A 17,271-nucleotide genomic window follows, 5' to 3' on the forward strand; every position below is an offset into this window, starting at 1 on the left:
AGTTCCACCTTTGTTTTTTTGATAAAAGTGGATGTTTCCTTCATGATAATTCTTTACTTATAGTAGGTTAATTATTGATATATAAAGATTATGGCTTGAAAAGAAATTATTTGCCCTTAAATCTATAGTATAAAGTTAATAAAAAAGGGAAGTTAAGATGGATATAAACAAATTTACAACAAAGTTGCAAGAAGCTTTAGCAGAAGCACAGTCTTATGCGTTTCAGCAAAAGGCTACAGAATTTAATTCTGCACACTTACTTAAAGCATTACTTGAGCAAAATGATAGTGTAGTTAGTGCTATATTAAATGTATGCAGTATAGATACGCAAGCTTTTATAAAAGCTATAAATAAACAGGTGGATTCTGTAGCTACACTAGGTAGTGATGGCAACCCTCAGATTGGAGCATCACGTGATCTGATAAATACATTACATAAAATGCAACAAATTGCAGATAAAAATGGTGATGAATTTATTGCTAGTGAAGTATTTTTGCTAGCGTCATTGGATGATAATAGCTTAAAAAGTCTGTATGGTAACTTTGGGCTTACAAAAGATAAAATCACAAAAGCGGTAGCGGATTACCGAGGGGGAGAAAAAGTGAGTAGTCAAAATCAAGAAGAAATGCAAGGAGCATTGGCTAAGTATACTATTGACTTAACTGAACTAGCTAAGAAGGGAAAAATTGACCCTATTATAGGTAGAGACAGTGAGATCCGTAGAACTATACAAGTATTACAGCGACGTACTAAGAATAATCCTGTACTAATCGGTGAGCCAGGGGTAGGTAAAACAGCTATAGTAGAGGGCTTAGCTCAAAGGATAATCAATGATGAAGTTCCTGAAGGGATAAAGGGAAAAAAAGTACTATCCTTAGATATGGGTGCACTGCTAGCAGGTGCAAAATTTAGAGGTGACTTTGAAGAACGATTAAAAGCTGTATTGAAAGAACTGTCTAAGCAAGATGGTAATGTTATTTTATTTATAGATGAAATACATACTATGGTCGGTGCTGGTAAGTCAGAAGGTTCTATGGATGCTGGGAATATGCTTAAGCCTGCTTTGGCGCGTGGAGAGTTAAAGTGTGTGGGTGCAACGACTTTAGATGAGTATCGTGAAAATGTAGAGAAAGATCCTGCACTAGAACGAAGATTCCAAAAAGTGTTAGTAGAAGAGCCTACGGTTGAAGATACTATTGCTATATTACGTGGTCTGAAAGAAAGGTATGAGCTACATCACAAAGTAAATATTACAGATTCTGCGATAGTTGCTGCAGCTACATTATCACACAGGTATGTAACAGATAGACAGCTACCAGATAAGGCTATTGATTTGATGGATGAGGCAGCAAGTCAAATTCGTATGGAGATAGACTCAAAGCCAGAAGCGATGGAAACACTTTATAGAAGAATTATCCAGCTAAAAATGCAGCGCGAGCAACTTAAAAAAGAAAAAGATGATGCTACGAAGAAGCGTTTGAAGATACTTGAGATTGAAATAAAAGGTCTGGATTCTGAGTACAAGGGCTTAGAGGAGATTTGGAAAGCAGAGAAGCTAAAAATGCAAGGTACAAGCAAGCTGAAAGAAAAACTTGAGAAAGCTAAGTTTGAGCTTGAAAAGTATCAAAGAGCAGGCGACTTAAATAAGATGTCAGAACTGCAATACGGTAAAATTCCAGAGCTTGAAGCTCAGATTAAGCAGATAGAAGAGACAGCTTCTGATTTAAGTGAAAATAAGCTAGTTAGAACGTCAGTTACAGAAAATGAGATTGCAGATGTAGTTTCAAAAGCTACAGGTATTCCAGTTTCTAAGATGATGGAAGGCGAGAAAGATAAGCTCTTACAGATGGAAGACTTCTTGCATAAAAGAGTGATAGGGCAAAACCAAGCGATAACAGCTGTATCAAATGCGGTTAGAAGATCTCGTTCTGGATTGTCAGACCCAAATAGACCAATTGGCTCATTTATGTTTTTAGGCCCAACAGGTGTAGGTAAGACAGAGCTTACAAAAGCACTAGCAGAATTTCTATTTGATGACCAAGATGCAATGCTTAGAGTAGATATGTCTGAGTTTATGGAGAAGCATTCTGTAGCAAGACTTATCGGGGCTCCTCCAGGGTATGTAGGCTATGAGCAAGGTGGTTATCTAACTGAGCATGTGCGTAGAAAGCCATATTCTGTAATTTTGCTAGACGAAGTTGAGAAAGCTCACGCAGATGTATTTAACATACTTCTACAAGTATTAGATGATGGTCGTCTTACAGATGGACAGGGACGTACAGTTGATTTTAAAAACACTGTAATAGTTATGACTTCAAACCTTGGTTCGCATAAGATTCAAGAAATGCAGGGTGATGACTATGAAACTGTAAAATCTGCTGTGATGGAGATGGTACTAAGTCACTTTAGACCAGAATTTATTAACAGAATTGATGACACTGTAGTGTTTGAGCCATTAGATAAGGCGATGATTGCATCTATTGCTAAGATTCAAATCAAGCGATTAGAGAAGCGTTTAGCTGACTTACACATTGGGCTTGAAGTTACACTAGAAGCTATGGATAAACTTGCTGATGCTGGTTTTGATCCTGTATTTGGGGCAAGACCACTTAAACGAGCGATTCAAAATAGTTTAGAGAATCCTCTAGCTATGAAATTGCTTGATGGTGAGTTTAAAGCTGAGGAAACAATAATCGTTGATGTAGATACTGATGGAGATATCTCTTTTTCTAAATAAATTTCTTTATAAATGATAGTTTGTACACTATTATCTTTCTAAGATGTAATTCTAATCCTTAAATTGAATGTGTGTTGAGCGAAATATATCGAAAAGTTTGATTTTTTTGTTAGCTGTTTCATGTGGCGTAATTGTTGCAAATATTTATTACTCCCAGACTATTATTTCAGTAATTAGCGACACATTAAATATGTCGCTTAAATCTTCTGGTTTTATAGTTTCTATAACGCAACTAGGCTATGGGGTAGGGCTAGTATTCTTAGTCCCCCTTGCTGATAAATACGAAAATAAGAAATTGATTCTTTCATTGATAATTCTCTCAATAGTTATAACTATAGCTATTACATTAACGACCTCACCATCTCTTTTTTTAATTATTTCACTATTACTGGGAGTTAGTGCTGTTGCTGTACAAGTAATCGTTCCATATGTCTCTCACTTAGCCGCAGCAACTGAAAGAGGGCGTGTTGTAGGAAATGTGATGAGTGGTTTGATGCTTGGTATTATGATGTCACGACCTGCTTCTAGTTTTATAAGCGAATTTCTTCCTTGGCAGTTTGTTTACATTCTTTCAGCTATATTAATGTTTATATTGTTGATGGTTTTATGGTTGAAACTGCCTGAGAGACACCCTAAAAACTCCCTTAAATATTTAGAAATTTTGAAATCTATGAAAATGATTGTAGTAAGCGAGCCTGTACTTAGAAGAAGGTCTATATATCAAGCTGCAATGTTTGGTTGCTTTAGCTTATTTTGGACAGCCTCGCCATTATTGTTGCTAAGTCCAGTATTTAATTTTAGCCATCAAGGTGTTGCATTATTTGCACTGGCTGGTGTAGCTGGCGCTATTGCGGCCCCCTTAGCAGGTAAAATGGCAGACCAAGACAAAGTTAGAAAGGGTACCAAGTATGCAATGATAATAGCAATGATATCCTTTGGGTTAACATTGTTTTGTCAGTCAGGATCTGTCGTAGCTGTTTTTATACTAACTGTTGCGGCGATATTAATTGATTTTGCTACGGCTCTAAACCTTGTTTTAGGGCAGAGAGAGATTTTTCTACTTAACTCCGCACTTAGAAGTCGTATTAATGGTATCTATATGGCTACCTTTTTCTTGGGAGGATCTGTAGCATCAGCTTTGGGAGCATGGGTGTTTGTAGTGTTTGGATGGATTGGTGTAGTAACGGTAAGTGTTACAATCATGTTGCTAGCTTTTATTTACTTCTTAACAGAAAAAACACCTTTAGATTTGAACGCTACGTTAGTGTAAGAGCTATTTAAAATAAGCTAGAGAATCCTTTCATTATAAAAATTACTTGATGCTAATCTTGTTTATTTTCTAAGTAAATATCTTTATCGGTTTGAGTTTATATATTATCATCGTGGTATATAAGCTTTACTCAAAACTTCCATGAAACAAAAACTTATCACATTAATTTTATTAACTATTTCAGTTGTTGCTTATGCAGTACCTGCTTATCAAGATGTTCCGGGAATATCAGCTCAAGATAACCAGCGAATAAAGCAGACTTTGGAAAAATATGAAAACTACGAAGGCAGAAAGGTTGCTACATTTGATGCTGATGGGACTGTTATAGGGCAAGTCCCATACTACCTTGCAGATGTTGCCATTTTTGATTATGCACTTAATCATACGGGTAAAAAACTAGAGCTAATAAAAAATATGACTTCTGGTTCAAATACATCAAATGATTACCTTACTCAAAGGGTGGATTATCTTTCTGGGTTGACACCTCAAGAAATTACAGATTTAGGTAATAAGACTTTTAACAAATATTTTAAAGGCAAAATTTACCCAAATATCAAAATGCTTATTCAAAACCTAAAAAGTTATGGCTTTGAAGTTTGGGTTGTAAGTGCTTCACCTGAGCTTTTATATCAAGGTGTTTTATCAAGAGAGCTAGACATACCTGTCACTCATATTATTGGGACTAAATTCGTAGCAAGTAATGGGATAACTACAAATAAAATAGTTTTACCAGTTCCACAAGATGAGGGTAAGGCTGATGCTATCGAAACTATTATAAAAGCTAAGCCTATTTTAGCTGCAGGTAATAGCCAAAGTGATGTAGAAATGCTTAATTATAGTAGTGCTCTGAAAGTTATTGTAAACCCTAATGATAGTGAAAAAGTTGATTATCTTGGTGGTAAAACGCTAAAAGAATATGCTGAAAGCCAGAATTGGATAATAGCAAAAGCTAATGATACAGTAGATGTTGCTAACTATAAATATATGGCAAGTTATAAGTTCCATATTAAGCAAAATGATATAAATATTGTAACAACAGATAGCTAAGTGGTTGTTGAAACTTATGTTGTTGGGAATTTTATTTTCTAAATAAAAAAACTCTTCTAAAATATTTATTTTTCTTTTATATTAGAACCTATGCTATTTCAAACTTGTATATCATGAACAAAACGATTATTTTTAGTATTGGTGTTTTTTTATCATTTATTAGTTATGCTGAAAAAATACCACTGTATATTTCAGCCGACCTAACTCCTCAATCTAGGGAGTTGCTTGAAAAAGAAGTAGGGCAGTTACAATTTTCTAATCCGGGGTTGAAAGAAAATGATTATTTAGATCATACAACCATAACATACGCCCCAAATAAAACTATCTTTGCTAAATATGAAAAGTTAGCACCAGACCGAGATAAAATGACTATCAAACCATACAAGATATGTTGGTCGAAAAGTTTCGGTGTCGAGGCTGCTTTAGTTCACTTATATAATTCAAAAGGTGAAAAAATTCCTTCCACAAATAAGTATCAGCACATAACGATTGCAACAAATGGCAAGCCTCCTGTTGCAAGTAACTATCTTTTTGAAAAAGCAGAAGAAAATAATAATGATAGTGATAAAGTTACAGATCTTGAATGCAAAAAATTATCAAGCATATCTCTAGAAGCTATAAGCACTTATCACTATGCTTAAAATATTGCTATAATGTTTATTATAATTATATTTGTTAGAGATTGAACAGTGTGAATAGTAAACTTTCTAGTACTAAAATAATGCTACTCGGTTCAGGAGAGCTTGGCAAAGAGTTTGTCATAGCTGCTCAAAGGCTAGGAATTTCAACTGTTGCAGTTGATAGATACGAAGATGCTCCTGCAATGCAAGTAGCCCATCAAAGTTTCACTATAGATATGCAAGATGCAATACAGCTTGAAAACCTAATAAAGCAACAGCAACCCACACACATAGTCCCAGAGATAGAAGCCATAAATACAGATGTATTAGTTAATCTAGAAAAAGAGGGCTTTAATGTAATACCTTGTGCAATGGCTACAAAGCTAACCATGGACAGACAAGGCATAAGACAACTTGCATCAAAAAAGCTAGGTTTAGCTACATCAAAGTTTAGATTTGCATCGACAAAAGATGAGTATTTCAAAGCTGTAGAAGAAGTGAAGCTACCATTTGTGGTAAAACCAGTGATGAGTTCATCAGGTAAAGGGCAGTCTATAGTAAAAGATTCTGCAAGTGTAGAAAATGCTTGGGAATATGCTCATAGTGCAGCACGGGGCAATACTAAAAGCGTAATAGTTGAGCAGTTTATTGATTTTGATTATGAGATTACTCTTCTTACAGTCAGACATAAGGCAGGTACAAGCTTTTGTGAACCTATAGGTCACACTCAGGAAGATGGAGACTATAGAGTGTCATGGCAGCCTCAAGCTATGTCACAAGGAGCTATTGAAGAGGCTCAGCATATAGCTACTAAAGTAACAAAAGCCTTGGGCGGTTTTGGAGTTTTTGGTGTTGAGCTTTTTATAAGAGGGGAAGAGGTGTTTTTTAATGAAGTATCTCCACGACCACATGATACCGGCATGGTAACGCTGACTTCACAAAATATTAATGAGTTTGAATTACATCTAAGAGCGATACTTGGACTACCTATTCCTAAAATTGAGCTTTTAGCACCATCAGCATCCACAGCTATTCTTTTAGAAGGAGATACTTCGAATCCTCAGATAGAAGGTGTCGAAGAAGCATTAAAAGTAGACAATACGGAAGTTAGGCTTTTTGGTAAAAAAGAGATTCATGGTAAACGCAGGATGGGAGTAATTTTATCAAGGGCTAGTAGTATTGATGCTGCTATTTTACAATCTAAAGAAGCTTTATCTAAAATTGGTCTGGTATAAGTTCTATGTCTTAATTGCTTTAAATTTATTTATTTCTCTTTTTCTTTTCTTTTATTTGTTTTTTTGATAGTATTATCGTCTAATGCTATTTTTGCACATGGCCTATGCTATGCGTAGCGTTATAAATTTAATTAAAAACTGATAATAAAAACGGAGAATAATAACTAATGGCAACTATAAATCAGTTGGTGAACAACCCTCGTAAGAGATCGGTTGTTAAATCTAAGGTTCCTGCGTTGAAGGCGTGTCCTCAAAGAAGAGGTGTTTGTACGAGAGTTTATACAACTACTCCAAAAAAGCCCAACTCAGCTCTTAGAAAAGTGGCTCGTGTAAGATTAACGAGTGGCTTTGAAGTAACAAGTTATATTGGTGGTGAAGGCCATAACCTACAAGAGCACAGTGTTGTGCTTATTCGTGGTGGAAGGGTTAAAGATTTGCCAGGTGTGCGTTACCACATCGTTAGGGGTGCTTTAGATACTTCTGGTGTTAATGATCGTAAGCACGGCCGTTCTAAGTACGGAACTAAGCGTCCTAAGTCGTAGTTTGTGTTTAAAATTTTTTAATATAAGAAGGTGTATTAATGTCAAGAAGAAATAGAGCTCCTAAAAGAGATATCCTACCTGATCCTAAGTATAAAAGTCAGGTTGTTGCCAAGTTCGTTAACCATATTATGCTAGATGGTAAAAAATCAGTAGCTGAAAAAATTGTTTATGGTGCGTTTGATAGAATTAAAGCTAAAGATGCTTCATTAAATGAAGTTGAAGTTTTTGAAACTGCTTTAGAAAGCATAAGTCCGCATGTTGAGGTTAAATCTCGTCGTGTTGGTGGTGCTACTTATCAAGTACCTGTAGAGGTTAGACCTGAGCGTCGTCAAACTTTGGGTATGAGATGGATCATAGATGCTGCGCGTAAGCGTAAAGAAAACACTATGGGTGATAGACTAGCTGCTGAACTTATGGAAGCTGTTGAAGGTAGAGGATCTGCTGTTAAGAAGAGAGAAGATACTCATAAAATGGCAGAGGCTAACAAAGCTTTTGCTCACTTTAGATGGTAATTAGGGAGAAATTATAGTGTCTCGTACAACGGTTTTAGAAAAATATAGAAACATTGGTATTTGTGCCCATGTAGATGCAGGTAAAACTACTACTACAGAGCGTATCTTGTTTTACACGGGTCTTTCTCATAAGATTGGTGAGGTTCATGATGGTGCTGCTACTATGGACTGGATGGAGCAAGAGCAAGAAAGAGGTATTACAATTACTTCAGCTGCTACTACTACATTCTGGTCTGGTATGGATCAGCAGTTTCCTGAGCATCGTATCAACATTATTGATACTCCAGGTCACGTTGACTTTACTATTGAAGTAGAGCGTTCACTTCGTGTGCTTGACGGTGCAGTAGTAGTGTTTTGTGGTTCATCTGGTGTTGAGCCTCAGTCAGAGACTGTATGGCGCCAAGCTAATCGTTATGGTGTGCCAAGAATCGTATTTGTAAACAAAATGGATAGATCTGGTGCGGATTTTGAAAGAGTTGTTGGTCAGATCAAAACTCGTTTAAAAGCAACGGTTGTTCCTGTTCAGTTAAACATTGGCGCCGAAGAAGATTTCAAGGGTGTTGTTGATCTTATTAAGATGAAAGCTATCATGTGGAATGAGGAAGACAAGGGTCTTACTTATGATCTTGTTGAAATCCCTGCTGAACTTCAAGATAGGGCTGAAGAGCTTCGCATGGAAATGATTGAAGCTGCCGCTGAAGCAAATGAAGAAATGATGGAAAAGTATCTTGAAGGCGAAGAGCTTACAGAAGATGAAATTCATGAAGGTCTGCGTCAGCGTGTGATCAATAACGAAATCGTTCTTGCTTTCTGTGGTTCTGCGTTTAAGAATAAAGGTGTTCAGGCTGTACTTGATGGTGTTATCCGTTATTTACCTGCTCCAAACCAAGTTCCTGCAATTAACTGTGAAACTGAAGATGGTGAGCCAGCTTCAAGAAAGTCATCTGATGATGAGCCGTTCTCAGCTTTAGCATTTAAGCTGGCAACAGACCCGTTTGTTGGTAATCTTACTTTTGTGAGGGTGTACTCGGGTGTGATTAAGTCTGGTGATGCTGTTTATAACTCTGTTAAGGGTAAGAAAGAGCGTATTGGTCGTATTGTTCAGATGCATGCTAACAAGCGTGAAGAGATCAAAGAAATTCGTGCTGGCGATATAGCTGCGTGTATCGGTCTTAAGTCAGTAACTACGGGTGATACTTTATGTGATCCTGATAAGACTGTAATTCTTGAGAGAATGGAGTTCCCTGAGCCGGTAATATCTGTTGCGGTTGAGCCCAAAACAAAGGCTGACCAAGAGAAAATGGGTATTGCTTTAGGTAAACTTGCTGCGGAAGATCCATCTTTCAGAGTTAAAACTGATGAAGAGTCTGGTCAAACAATTATTTCAGGAATGGGTGAGTTACACTTAGATATTCTTGTTGATCGTATGAAGCGTGAGTTTAAGGTGGAGGCTAATGTTGGTAATCCACAGGTAGCATACAGAGAAACTATTCGTGCAAATGTTGATCAAGAGTCTAAGTTTGTTCGTCAGTCTGGTGGTCGTGGTCAGTACGGACATGTATATGTTAAGTTCGAGCCATTATCAGCTAAAAATGAAGATGGTACTGACAAGGTATTTGAATTCGTCGATGAAATTGTTGGTGGTGTGATCCCTAAAGAATACATTGGCTCAGTTTCAAAAGGTATTGAAGAGCAAATGACTAATGGTGTTTTAGCTGGATACCCAATGATTGGTGTAAAAGCCACTCTATATGATGGTTCATTCCATGATGTGGATTCATCTGAGATGGCGTTTAAAATTGCTGGATCAATGGCGATCAAAGAGGGTGCTAAAAAAGCAAATGCTTGCATTCTTGAGCCTGTGATGAAAGTTGAAGTTGTAACACCAGAGGACTATCTTGGTGATGTTATGGGTGACCTTAACAGAAGAAGAGGTATTATCGAGGGTATGGATGAAAATCCAAGTGGTAGAGTGATTAATGCTTTAGTACCATTGGCTGAAATGTTTGGTTACGCAACTAATGTGCGTTCAATGAGCCAAGGTAGAGCATCATTCTCTATGGAGTTTAGCAAGTATGCTGAAGTTCCAAACAATATCGCTGAAGATATCATCAAATCTCGTAACTCATAATTAGAAGGATAAAAATAAAATGGCTATAAATAATCAAAGAATCAGAATAAGATTAAAAGCCTTTGATCATAAGCTTATTGATGTTTCTACTCAAGAAATTGTTGATACTGCTAAGAAAACAGGCGCACAAGTTAAGGGTCCAATCCCTTTACCAGTTCGCAAAGAGAGATTTACAATACTTATTTCTCCTCATGTGAACAAGAAGGCAAGAGATCAATATGAGATCAGAACTCACAAGAGATTGATCGATATAGTTGAACCTACAGATAAAACTGTAGATGCTCTTATGAAGCTAGATTTAGCATCAGGTGTTGATGTTCAGATCAGTTTAAGCTAATATATACGCTACGCTTTTGAATTTCGGTTCAAAAATGTAACTATTAGGTCTCTATGGTCAATCGTAATCATAGGGTTAATATAATAATAATAGAGGATTAAATAATGTCTTTAGGATTAGTTGGTCGCAAATGTGGTATGACTCGTGTATTTACCAAAGAAGGCGTATCTATTCCTGTAACAGTTGTTCAAGTTGAGGCTAATAAGGTTACTCAAGTTAAAACTTCTGAGACAGATGGGTATAGCGCTATTCAGGTAACTACTGGTTTTAAAAAGCGTTCTAATGTAAGTAAGCCTACAGCTGGTCATTTCGCGAAAGCAAATGTTGAGCCAGGTAGAGGTTTATGGGAGTTTACTATCGAAGCAGGTCATGAGTACGAAGTAGGTTCATCTATAGATGCAACTATGTTCGAAGCTGGCCAGAAGGTCGATGTAAGAGGTGTGTCAAAAGGTAAAGGTTTCCAAGGTGGCGTTAAGCGTCATAACTTTGCTATGCAAGATGCAACTCATGGTAACTCTGTTTCTCATAGAGCACACGGTTCAACGGGTCAAAACCAGACTCCGGGTCGTGTATTCAAAGGCAAGAAGATGGCTGGACATATGGGTAGCGAAAACGTTACTATTCAGTCTCTTGAAGTTGTGAGAGTAGACGCAGAAAATGGTTTATTGCTTTTGAGAGGTGGTATTCCAGGTTCAGTTGGTGGTGATATAATCGTTTCACCAGCAGTAAAGAGCTAGTAGATTAAATATTAATATACCGGAGAGTTATTGTGGACTTAAATATTAAATCATTAACTGGTAATGAAGCTGGTTCAGTAGCTGTTGCAGATGCTATTTTTGCAACTGACTACAATGAATCGCTTATTCACCAGGTTGTAGTTGCCTATATGGCAGGTGCTCGTCAAGGAACTAAAGCGCAAAAAACTAGATCAGAAGTGTCTGGTGGTGGTGCAAAACCTTGGAGACAGAAAGGTACAGGTAGAGCAAGAGCTGGTACAATCCGTTCGCCTATCTTTAGAAAGGGTGGTGTTACTTTCGCTGCTAAGCCAAAGAGCTATAAGCAAAAAGTAAATCGCAAAATGTATTCAACAGCTGTGAAATCTATTTTATCTGAGCTAATAAGATCGGGTAGAATGAGCATAGTTGAAGAGTTGAAATTAGAAACTCCTAAAACAAAAGAATTCAAAGCAATTGTAGATTCTATGAATGTTAAAGATGTTATGTTTGTTACTGGTGTTGAAGAGTTTACTGAAAATTTATATCTTTCATCTAGAAACCTTAAAAATGTAGCAGTATGTGATTCTGTGGAAATAAATCCTGTTTCTCTAATTTGCTTCGAAAATGTAGTTGTTACTAAGAAGGCTATAAAAGAAATAGAGGAGAAATTAGTATGAGTTCTCAAGAAAGATTGCTGAAAACTGTAATTAGGCCTCATGTATCTGATAAAACTTATGGCTTGTCTGATGCTAATTCTACTATAGTGTTTCAAGTTGCAAGAGATGCGACTAAGCTTGAAATAAAAGATTCAGTTGAACAGCTATTTGAAGTTAAAGTTGAGTCAGTGAATGTTCTTAATGTTAAGGGTAAGGCTCGTAAGTTCGGTCGTACTCAAGGTAGAACAAAGGCTTGGAAAAAAGCTTATGTTAGACTAGCAGAAGGTCACGATATCAACTTTGTTGGTGCAGAGTAATTTAAGGAAGGTTTAAATAGTCATGATTGAAATTAAAAAAGCCAAACCTACTTCACCTGGCCGCCGTCATGTAGTAAGTGTGAAAAACACTGAATTACACACTGGTAAGCCTTTCAAAGGTCTAGTAGATACAAAAAATAAGAAAGCTGGTAGAAATAATACTGGTAGAATTACTGTCCGTCACCACGGTGGTGGACATAAGCAGCATTATCGTATTGTCGATTTCAAAAGAAACAAAGATGATATCGTAGCTAAGGTTGAGAGAATCGAGTACGATCCTAACCGTAGTGCAAATATCGCTTTAGTTCTTTATGCTGATGGTGAAAGAAGATATATAATTGCACCAAAAGGTTTAACTAAGGATATGTCTATAGTTTCTGGTGAGAAAGTAGATGTAGCTGCTGGTAACTGTATGCCACTTAGAAATATTCCTCTAGGTACTGTGATTCATAATATCGAAATGAAGCCTAAAAAAGGTGCTCAAATGATCAGAAGTGCTGGAACTTTCGCTCAATTGGTTGGAAAAGATAATGCTTATGCAATTATCCGTTTAAGATCAGGTGAGATGAGAAGAATTCTTCTTGATTGTAGAGCTGTTATCGGTGTTGTTTCAAACTCTGAGCATAACTTAAAATCTTTAGGTAAAGCTGGTGCTAATCGTTGGAGAGGCATTAGACCTACTGTTAGAGGTGTTGCGATGAACCCGGTAGATCACCCTCATGGTGGTGGTGAAGGTCGTACTTCTGGTGGTAGACACCCTGTGAGCCCATGGGGTATGCCTACTAAAGGTTATAAGACGCGTAGTAATAAGCGCTCTAATAAGTTAATTGTTCAAAAACGTAAGTAATTAGGGAGAAGGTTGTGCCTCGTTCATTAAAAAAAGGACCTTTTGTAGATCATCATCTTTTAAAGAAGGTTTTTGAAGCGCAAGAAAATAATTCTAAAAAGCCGATTAAAACATGGTCTAGAAGATCATTAATCGTGCCAGATATGTTAGGTTTAACTATAGCTGTACACAACGGTCAGCAACATGTACCTGTACTTATGACTGAAGAAATGGTAGGTCATAAGTTGGGTGAGTTTGCTGTTACGCGTAATTATCGTGGCCATGCAGCTGATAAAAAAGCTAAGAAGAAATAGTTGAGGTAATTATGGAAGTACAAGCTAAATTAAAATTTGCAAGAATCTCACCTCAAAAGTGTAGGTTAGTTGCTGATCAAATCAGAGGACTACCTGTAGAGAAAGCTATCAATCTTTTGACATTCAGTAACAAAAAAGCTGCTGTGCTAATTAAGGAAGTTCTTAATTCAGCTATAGCTAATGCTGAGCATAATGACGGAATGGATGTTGATGCGTTATTCGTGTCTACTACATTTGTTGATGCTGGGCCTACAATGAAGCGTTTTGAAGCTAGAGCAAAAGGTCGTGGTAATCGTATTTTAAAAAGAACTTCACATATTACTGTGAAAGTTGCTGAGAAAAACTAAGAGGTATAGTAAAAATGGGTCAAAAAGTAAATCCTAATGGTATTCGCTTAGGCATTATAAGAGACTGGCGTTCAACTTGGTATGCTGACTCTTCTAGCTATGCTACTAACCTTAATGAAGATATTAAGGTAAGAGAGTTTTTGCACAAAAAACTTACAGCTGCATCAGTTAGTAAAGTTCAGATAGAAAGACCAGCTCAAAATGCTAAAATCACAATTCACACTGCTAGACCAGGTATTGTTATTGGTAAGAAGGGTGAGGACGTTGAGAAGCTTCGTAATGAAGTTTCAAAAATGATGGGAATTCCTGTTCAAATAAATATTGAAGAAATTCGTAAGCCTGAAATAGATGCTAGATTAGTAGCTGATAGTGTTGCACAACAATTAGAAAAGCGTGTAATGTTCAGAAGAGCTATGAAGAAAGCTATGCAAGGTGCTATGAAGTCTGGGGCTAAAGGTATTAAGATCATGGTTAGTGGTCGTTTAGGTGGAGCTGAGATTGCTCGTTCTGAATGGGCTAGAGATGGTCGTGTACCACTTCAAACTTTTAGAGCGGATGTTGATTATTCTACAGCTTCAGCTTTAACAACTTACGGTATTATTGGTGTTAAAGTTTGGATCTATAAGGGTGAGATTCTTCCTGGTCAATTAGATCAGAAGAAAAATAACAATAGAAAAGGAGCGAGATAATGTTACAGCCTAAGCGTACAAAGTTTCGTAAACAGCATAAGATGCGTAACAGAGGCTTGGCTCACAGAGGAAATAAAGTAGACTTCGGTGAGTTCGGTCTTCAGTCAACATCTAGAGGTAGAATTACTGCTCGTCAAATCGAAGCAGGAAGAAGAGCTATTAACCGTCATGTTAAGCGTGGTGGTAAGGTTTGGATCAGAATTTTTCCAGACAAGCCTATTACTAAGAAACCTCTTGAAGTTCGTATGGGTAAAGGTAAAGGTTCGGTTGAGTATTGGGTTGCTCAAATTCAACCAGGTCGTGTACTATATGAAATAACTGGTGTTAAAGAAGAGCTAGCACGTGAAGCTTTCCAGAGAGCTGCTGCTAAGCTACCAGTATCAACAACTTTTGTTGAAAAGCAGGTGATGTAAATGAAAAGAAAAGATACTTTAAAAGATTTTAGAGAAAAAAGTATTGACCAATTGCAGGAAGCGAAAATTGAGTTATTGCAACAATTATTTTCTCTTCGTATGCAAAAGGGTACTGGGCAATTAAAAAAGAACCACTTATTTAAAAGTGCGAAAAGAGACATTGCTCGTATAAATACAATAATAGCAGAAAGTAAAGGTGCCTAGAAATGAGCGATAAAATTAGACTAATTGAAGGTAAAGTTTCTAGCGACGCTATGGATAAAACTGTAGTTGTAAAAGCAGAAAGACAGGTAAAGCATCCTTTATACGGAAAGTTTATCAAAAAAACTACTAAGTATTATGTTCATGATGAGAAGAATGAATGTAAGTCTGGCGATGTGATTAAGTTCAAAGAAACTAAGCCTTACTCAAAAACTAAAAAGTGGTGTTTAGTAGATATCGTTAATAGAGAAAAATAATAAATTTGATTTTATTTTTGTTTATTGGTATATTTATCAGACTGTAAATTTAGTGTTTACAGTCTTATATGAAATAAATAAGGGTTATTTGTATGATTCAGATGCAAACTGAACTTTCTGTTGCTGATAATAGTGGCGCTAAGAGAGTTGAATGTATTAAAGTTTTAGGTGGTTCACATCGCAGATATGCATCTATTGGTGATGTAATTAAAGTAACTGTGAAAGAAGCTGCACCTAGAGGTAAAGCTAAGAAGGGATCTGTTTACGATGCTGTAGTTGTAAGAACTGCTAAAGGTGTTCGTAGAGGAGATGGTTCTAAGGTTCGTTTTGACGGCAATGCTGCTGTGCTTTTAAATGCTAACGGCCAACCAATGGGAACTCGTATCTTCGGTCCAGTAACAAGAGAGCTTCGTACTGAGAAGTTCATGAAAATTGTTTCTTTAGCTCCAGAAGTATTATAGTTATTTATTGAGGTTTAGATAAATGAATAGATTAAAAAAAGGCGATGATGTAATTATAGTCGCTGGAAAAGACAAAGGTCGCAGAGGCGTAGTTAAATCTTTCGCTAAAGGCGGTTCTTTAGTTCTTGTTGAAGGTATTAATATTGTTAAAAAACATGTTAAGCCTAATCCAAACGCTGGTGTTGAAGGTGGAGTTGTTGAGAAAGAGCTTCCATTAAATGCATCTAATGTAGCTATTTTTAATCCTTCTACAGAGAAAGCTGATAGATTGGGTTATAAATTTGTTGATGAGAAAAAAGTTCGCTACTTTAAATCTAATGGCGAGCTTGTAGACTTATAGGACTTGATTTTAATATGGCAAGATTAAAAGATCATTATCAATCTGAGCTTATTTCTAAGTTAAAGGAAGAGCTTAAATTAGATAATATAATGGAAGTGCCGCGTATTGAGAAGATTACTCTTAATATGGGTGTTGGTGATGCTGCAAAAGACAAAAAAGTTATGACTTTTGCTGTAAATGATTTGACTGCAATTGCTGGTCAAAAGCCAGTTGTTACTAAGTCTAAAAAATCTATTGCGGGTTTCAAAATCCGTGATGGTTGGCCTATAGGCGCTAAAGTCACTTTGCGTGGCGAGCGTATGTATGAGTTTTTAGATAGACTAGTAACAATTGCTATTCCTAGAATTAGAGATTTTAGGGGTCTAAGCCCTAAATCTTTTGATGGTAGAGGTAATTATAGTTTAGGTATGAAAGAGCAAATTTCTTTCCCTGAAGTTGATTACGATAAGATCGATACTATCAGAGGTTTAGATATTACGATAACTACTACTGCTAAAAATGATGATCAGGGAAGAGCTTTGCTTAAAGCTTTTGGTTTCCCTTTGAAATCTTAATTTGTTGAGGTTCTAAATGGCAAAGAAAGGAATGATTCAGCGCGAATTGAAAAGAGAAAAACTAGTAGCTAAATACGCTCAAAAAAGAGCTGAGCTAAAAGCTATTATTCTTGATGTAAATTCTACTGAAGAACAAGTATGGGAAGCTAATATCAAGCTGCAAAAACTACCAGTAAACTCTTCAGCATCTCGTGTGCAAAGAAGATGTAAAGTTACAGGTAGACCACACGCTGTATACAGAAAGTTTGGCTTATGCCGTAATAAACTTAGAGAGTATGCAATGGCAGGTGATGTTCCTGGTTTGAAAAAAGCTAGTTGGTAATAAGGAATTTAAGTTATGAGTATGCAAGATCCTATAGCGGATATGTTTACAAGAGTGAGAAACGGTCTTTCTGCACAGAAGGAAGTGGTTTCTATTCCTTTTTCAAAAATGAAAATGGAAATTGCAAACTTTTTGGTAAATGAAGGTTATGTTGCTGGTTGTGCTAAAGGCACACAAGCTTCAGGTCATCCTTCAATTGAAGTTCAGCTGAAATATCACGCAGGTGCTCCAGTAATCGAAATGATTAAAAGAGTATCAAGACCAAGTTTGAGAATTTATAAGTCTCACGAAGATCTACCTAAAGTATATGGTGGTTTTGGTGTTGCTATGATTTCTACATCAAAAGGTCTAGTTAGTGATAGAAAGGCTAGAGAGCTTGGTGTTGGTGGCGAAATTATTGGCTATGTAGCTTAAGTTTGGAGGATAT

The 17,271-nt window shown here is 36.6% G+C and carries 24 protein-coding genes; all 24 read left to right on the forward strand.

From position 1 onward, the window contains the following. Positions 1-157: 157 nt before the first annotated feature. Entirely contained in the window at positions 158-2,737 is a 2,580-nt protein-coding gene (clpB, locus tag CDH04_RS00590; protein WP_112869178.1) for an ATP-dependent chaperone ClpB, read from the forward strand. Positions 2,738-2,834: 97 nt separating this feature from the next. Beyond that, positions 2,835-4,007: an MFS transporter gene (locus CDH04_RS00595; protein WP_234393445.1), complete on the forward strand. Its 1,173-nt coding sequence runs from the start codon at positions 2,835-2,837 to the stop codon at positions 4,005-4,007. A 141-nt stretch (positions 4,008-4,148) separates the two neighbouring features. Then, positions 4,149-5,054 (forward strand): HAD family hydrolase, encoded by a 906-nt coding sequence (locus CDH04_RS00600; protein ID WP_112869180.1) that lies wholly within the window; start codon positions 4,149-4,151, stop codon positions 5,052-5,054. A 113-nt stretch (positions 5,055-5,167) separates the two neighbouring features. After that, entirely contained in the window at positions 5,168-5,695 is a 528-nt protein-coding gene (locus tag CDH04_RS00605) for a hypothetical protein (RefSeq protein WP_112869181.1), read from the forward strand. Positions 5,696-5,745: 50 nt separating this feature from the next. Continuing rightward, a complete protein-coding gene (gene purT / locus CDH04_RS00610) occupies positions 5,746-6,909 on the forward strand; it encodes a formate-dependent phosphoribosylglycinamide formyltransferase (RefSeq protein WP_265575277.1) in 1,164 nt (387 codons plus the stop codon). Between the two features lie 167 nt (positions 6,910-7,076). After that, entirely contained in the window at positions 7,077-7,451 is a 375-nt protein-coding gene (gene rpsL / locus CDH04_RS00615; protein WP_112869183.1) for a 30S ribosomal protein S12, read from the forward strand. A gap of 38 nt (positions 7,452-7,489) precedes the next feature. Then, the gene (gene rpsG, locus CDH04_RS00620; RefSeq protein WP_112869184.1) at positions 7,490-7,963 is read left to right on the forward strand and encodes a 30S ribosomal protein S7; all 474 of its coding nucleotides are present in this window, start codon (positions 7,490-7,492) and stop codon (positions 7,961-7,963) included. A gap of 16 nt (positions 7,964-7,979) precedes the next feature. Then, positions 7,980-10,094 carry an elongation factor G gene (gene fusA, locus CDH04_RS00625; protein ID WP_112869185.1) on the forward strand — a complete coding sequence of 705 codons (2,115 nt, stop codon included), beginning with the start codon at positions 7,980-7,982 and terminating at the stop codon, positions 10,092-10,094. A gap of 19 nt (positions 10,095-10,113) precedes the next feature. Next, positions 10,114-10,431: a 30S ribosomal protein S10 gene (rpsJ, locus tag CDH04_RS00630; protein ID WP_096334699.1), complete on the forward strand. Its 318-nt coding sequence runs from the start codon at positions 10,114-10,116 to the stop codon at positions 10,429-10,431. A 104-nt stretch (positions 10,432-10,535) separates the two neighbouring features. Beyond that, the gene (gene rplC, locus CDH04_RS00635; RefSeq protein ID WP_112869186.1) at positions 10,536-11,168 is read left to right on the forward strand and encodes a 50S ribosomal protein L3; all 633 of its coding nucleotides are present in this window, start codon (positions 10,536-10,538) and stop codon (positions 11,166-11,168) included. 32 nt (positions 11,169-11,200) lie between these two features. Next, a complete protein-coding gene (gene rplD / locus CDH04_RS00640; RefSeq protein ID WP_112869187.1) occupies positions 11,201-11,824 on the forward strand; it encodes a 50S ribosomal protein L4 in 624 nt (207 codons plus the stop codon). Further along, positions 11,821-12,120 (forward strand): 50S ribosomal protein L23, encoded by a 300-nt coding sequence (gene rplW, locus CDH04_RS00645; RefSeq protein WP_112869188.1) that lies wholly within the window; start codon positions 11,821-11,823, stop codon positions 12,118-12,120. The genes rplD and rplW overlap by 4 nt, the downstream gene beginning before the upstream one ends. Positions 12,121-12,142: 22 nt before the next feature. Continuing rightward, positions 12,143-12,967 carry a 50S ribosomal protein L2 gene (gene rplB, locus CDH04_RS00650; protein WP_112869189.1) on the forward strand — a complete coding sequence of 275 codons (825 nt, stop codon included), beginning with the start codon at positions 12,143-12,145 and terminating at the stop codon, positions 12,965-12,967. 14 nt (positions 12,968-12,981) lie between these two features. After that, positions 12,982-13,260: a 30S ribosomal protein S19 gene (gene rpsS, locus CDH04_RS00655; RefSeq protein WP_112869190.1), complete on the forward strand. Its 279-nt coding sequence runs from the start codon at positions 12,982-12,984 to the stop codon at positions 13,258-13,260. An 11-nt stretch (positions 13,261-13,271) separates the two neighbouring features. Then, positions 13,272-13,607: a 50S ribosomal protein L22 gene (gene rplV / locus CDH04_RS00660; RefSeq protein ID WP_112869191.1), complete on the forward strand. Its 336-nt coding sequence runs from the start codon at positions 13,272-13,274 to the stop codon at positions 13,605-13,607. Between the two features lie 14 nt (positions 13,608-13,621). Next, positions 13,622-14,296, forward strand: coding sequence for a 30S ribosomal protein S3 (rpsC, locus tag CDH04_RS00665; RefSeq protein ID WP_112869192.1), 675 nt, complete (start codon positions 13,622-13,624; stop codon positions 14,294-14,296). Next, positions 14,296-14,709, forward strand: a complete 414-nt coding sequence (rplP, locus tag CDH04_RS00670; RefSeq protein WP_112869193.1) for a 50S ribosomal protein L16 — start codon at positions 14,296-14,298, stop codon at positions 14,707-14,709. Before rpsC ends, rplP begins: the two co-directional genes overlap by 1 nt. Beyond that, a complete protein-coding gene (gene rpmC, locus CDH04_RS00675) occupies positions 14,710-14,913 on the forward strand; it encodes a 50S ribosomal protein L29 (protein ID WP_112869194.1) in 204 nt (67 codons plus the stop codon). It begins immediately after the preceding gene. 2 nt (positions 14,914-14,915) lie between these two features. Further along, a complete protein-coding gene (gene rpsQ, locus CDH04_RS00680; RefSeq protein ID WP_112869195.1) occupies positions 14,916-15,167 on the forward strand; it encodes a 30S ribosomal protein S17 in 252 nt (83 codons plus the stop codon). Between the two features lie 92 nt (positions 15,168-15,259). Further along, a complete protein-coding gene (gene rplN, locus CDH04_RS00685; protein ID WP_112869196.1) occupies positions 15,260-15,628 on the forward strand; it encodes a 50S ribosomal protein L14 in 369 nt (122 codons plus the stop codon). A 22-nt stretch (positions 15,629-15,650) separates the two neighbouring features. Beyond that, positions 15,651-15,968: a 50S ribosomal protein L24 gene (gene rplX / locus CDH04_RS00690; RefSeq protein ID WP_112869197.1), complete on the forward strand. Its 318-nt coding sequence runs from the start codon at positions 15,651-15,653 to the stop codon at positions 15,966-15,968. Positions 15,969-15,982: 14 nt separating this feature from the next. Then, a complete protein-coding gene (gene rplE, locus CDH04_RS00695) occupies positions 15,983-16,522 on the forward strand; it encodes a 50S ribosomal protein L5 (RefSeq protein ID WP_112869198.1) in 540 nt (179 codons plus the stop codon). Positions 16,523-16,538: 16 nt separating this feature from the next. Then, positions 16,539-16,844, forward strand: a complete 306-nt coding sequence (gene rpsN / locus CDH04_RS00700; protein ID WP_112869199.1) for a 30S ribosomal protein S14 — start codon at positions 16,539-16,541, stop codon at positions 16,842-16,844. Between the two features lie 15 nt (positions 16,845-16,859). Continuing rightward, a complete protein-coding gene (gene rpsH / locus CDH04_RS00705) occupies positions 16,860-17,258 on the forward strand; it encodes a 30S ribosomal protein S8 (RefSeq protein WP_112869200.1) in 399 nt (132 codons plus the stop codon). The last annotated feature ends 13 nt before the right edge of the window (positions 17,259-17,271 follow it).

It is taken from the genome of Francisella adeliensis (genome assembly GCF_003290445.1).
Classification (GTDB): domain Bacteria; phylum Pseudomonadota; class Gammaproteobacteria; order Francisellales; family Francisellaceae; genus Francisella; species Francisella adeliensis.

Bases quoted from the DNA above. Each gene is read 5' to 3' on its own strand.
- CDH04_RS00600 (WP_112869180.1), top strand. From the start codon at position 4,149: ATGAAACAAAAACTTATCACATTAATTTTATTAACTATTTCAGTTGTT.
- rplB (WP_112869189.1), top strand. From the start codon at position 12,143: ATGATTGAAATTAAAAAAGCCAAACCTACTTCACCTGGCCGCCGTCAT.
- rpsN (WP_112869199.1), top strand. From the start codon at position 16,539: ATGGCAAAGAAAGGAATGATTCAGCGCGAATTGAAAAGAGAAAAACTA.
- rplE (WP_112869198.1), top strand. From the start codon at position 15,983: ATGGCAAGATTAAAAGATCATTATCAATCTGAGCTTATTTCTAAGTTA.
- rpsG (WP_112869184.1), top strand. From the start codon at position 7,490: ATGTCAAGAAGAAATAGAGCTCCTAAAAGAGATATCCTACCTGATCCT.
- rplN (WP_112869196.1), top strand. From the start codon at position 15,260: ATGATTCAGATGCAAACTGAACTTTCTGTTGCTGATAATAGTGGCGCT.
- rplW (WP_112869188.1), top strand. From the start codon at position 11,821: ATGAGTTCTCAAGAAAGATTGCTGAAAACTGTAATTAGGCCTCATGTA.
- rplP (WP_112869193.1), top strand. From the start codon at position 14,296: ATGTTACAGCCTAAGCGTACAAAGTTTCGTAAACAGCATAAGATGCGT.
- rpsH (WP_112869200.1), top strand. From the start codon at position 16,860: ATGAGTATGCAAGATCCTATAGCGGATATGTTTACAAGAGTGAGAAAC.
- rpsQ (WP_112869195.1), top strand. From the start codon at position 14,916: ATGAGCGATAAAATTAGACTAATTGAAGGTAAAGTTTCTAGCGACGCT.
- rpsJ (WP_096334699.1), top strand. From the start codon at position 10,114: ATGGCTATAAATAATCAAAGAATCAGAATAAGATTAAAAGCCTTTGAT.
- rpsL (WP_112869183.1), top strand. From the start codon at position 7,077: ATGGCAACTATAAATCAGTTGGTGAACAACCCTCGTAAGAGATCGGTT.
- clpB (WP_112869178.1), top strand. From the start codon at position 158: ATGGATATAAACAAATTTACAACAAAGTTGCAAGAAGCTTTAGCAGAA.
- rpsC (WP_112869192.1), top strand. From the start codon at position 13,622: ATGGGTCAAAAAGTAAATCCTAATGGTATTCGCTTAGGCATTATAAGA.
- rpmC (WP_112869194.1), top strand. From the start codon at position 14,710: ATGAAAAGAAAAGATACTTTAAAAGATTTTAGAGAAAAAAGTATTGAC.
- rplX (WP_112869197.1), top strand. From the start codon at position 15,651: ATGAATAGATTAAAAAAAGGCGATGATGTAATTATAGTCGCTGGAAAA.
- rplV (WP_112869191.1), top strand. From the start codon at position 13,272: ATGGAAGTACAAGCTAAATTAAAATTTGCAAGAATCTCACCTCAAAAG.
- CDH04_RS00605 (WP_112869181.1), top strand. From the start codon at position 5,168: ATGAACAAAACGATTATTTTTAGTATTGGTGTTTTTTTATCATTTATT.
- rplC (WP_112869186.1), top strand. From the start codon at position 10,536: ATGTCTTTAGGATTAGTTGGTCGCAAATGTGGTATGACTCGTGTATTT.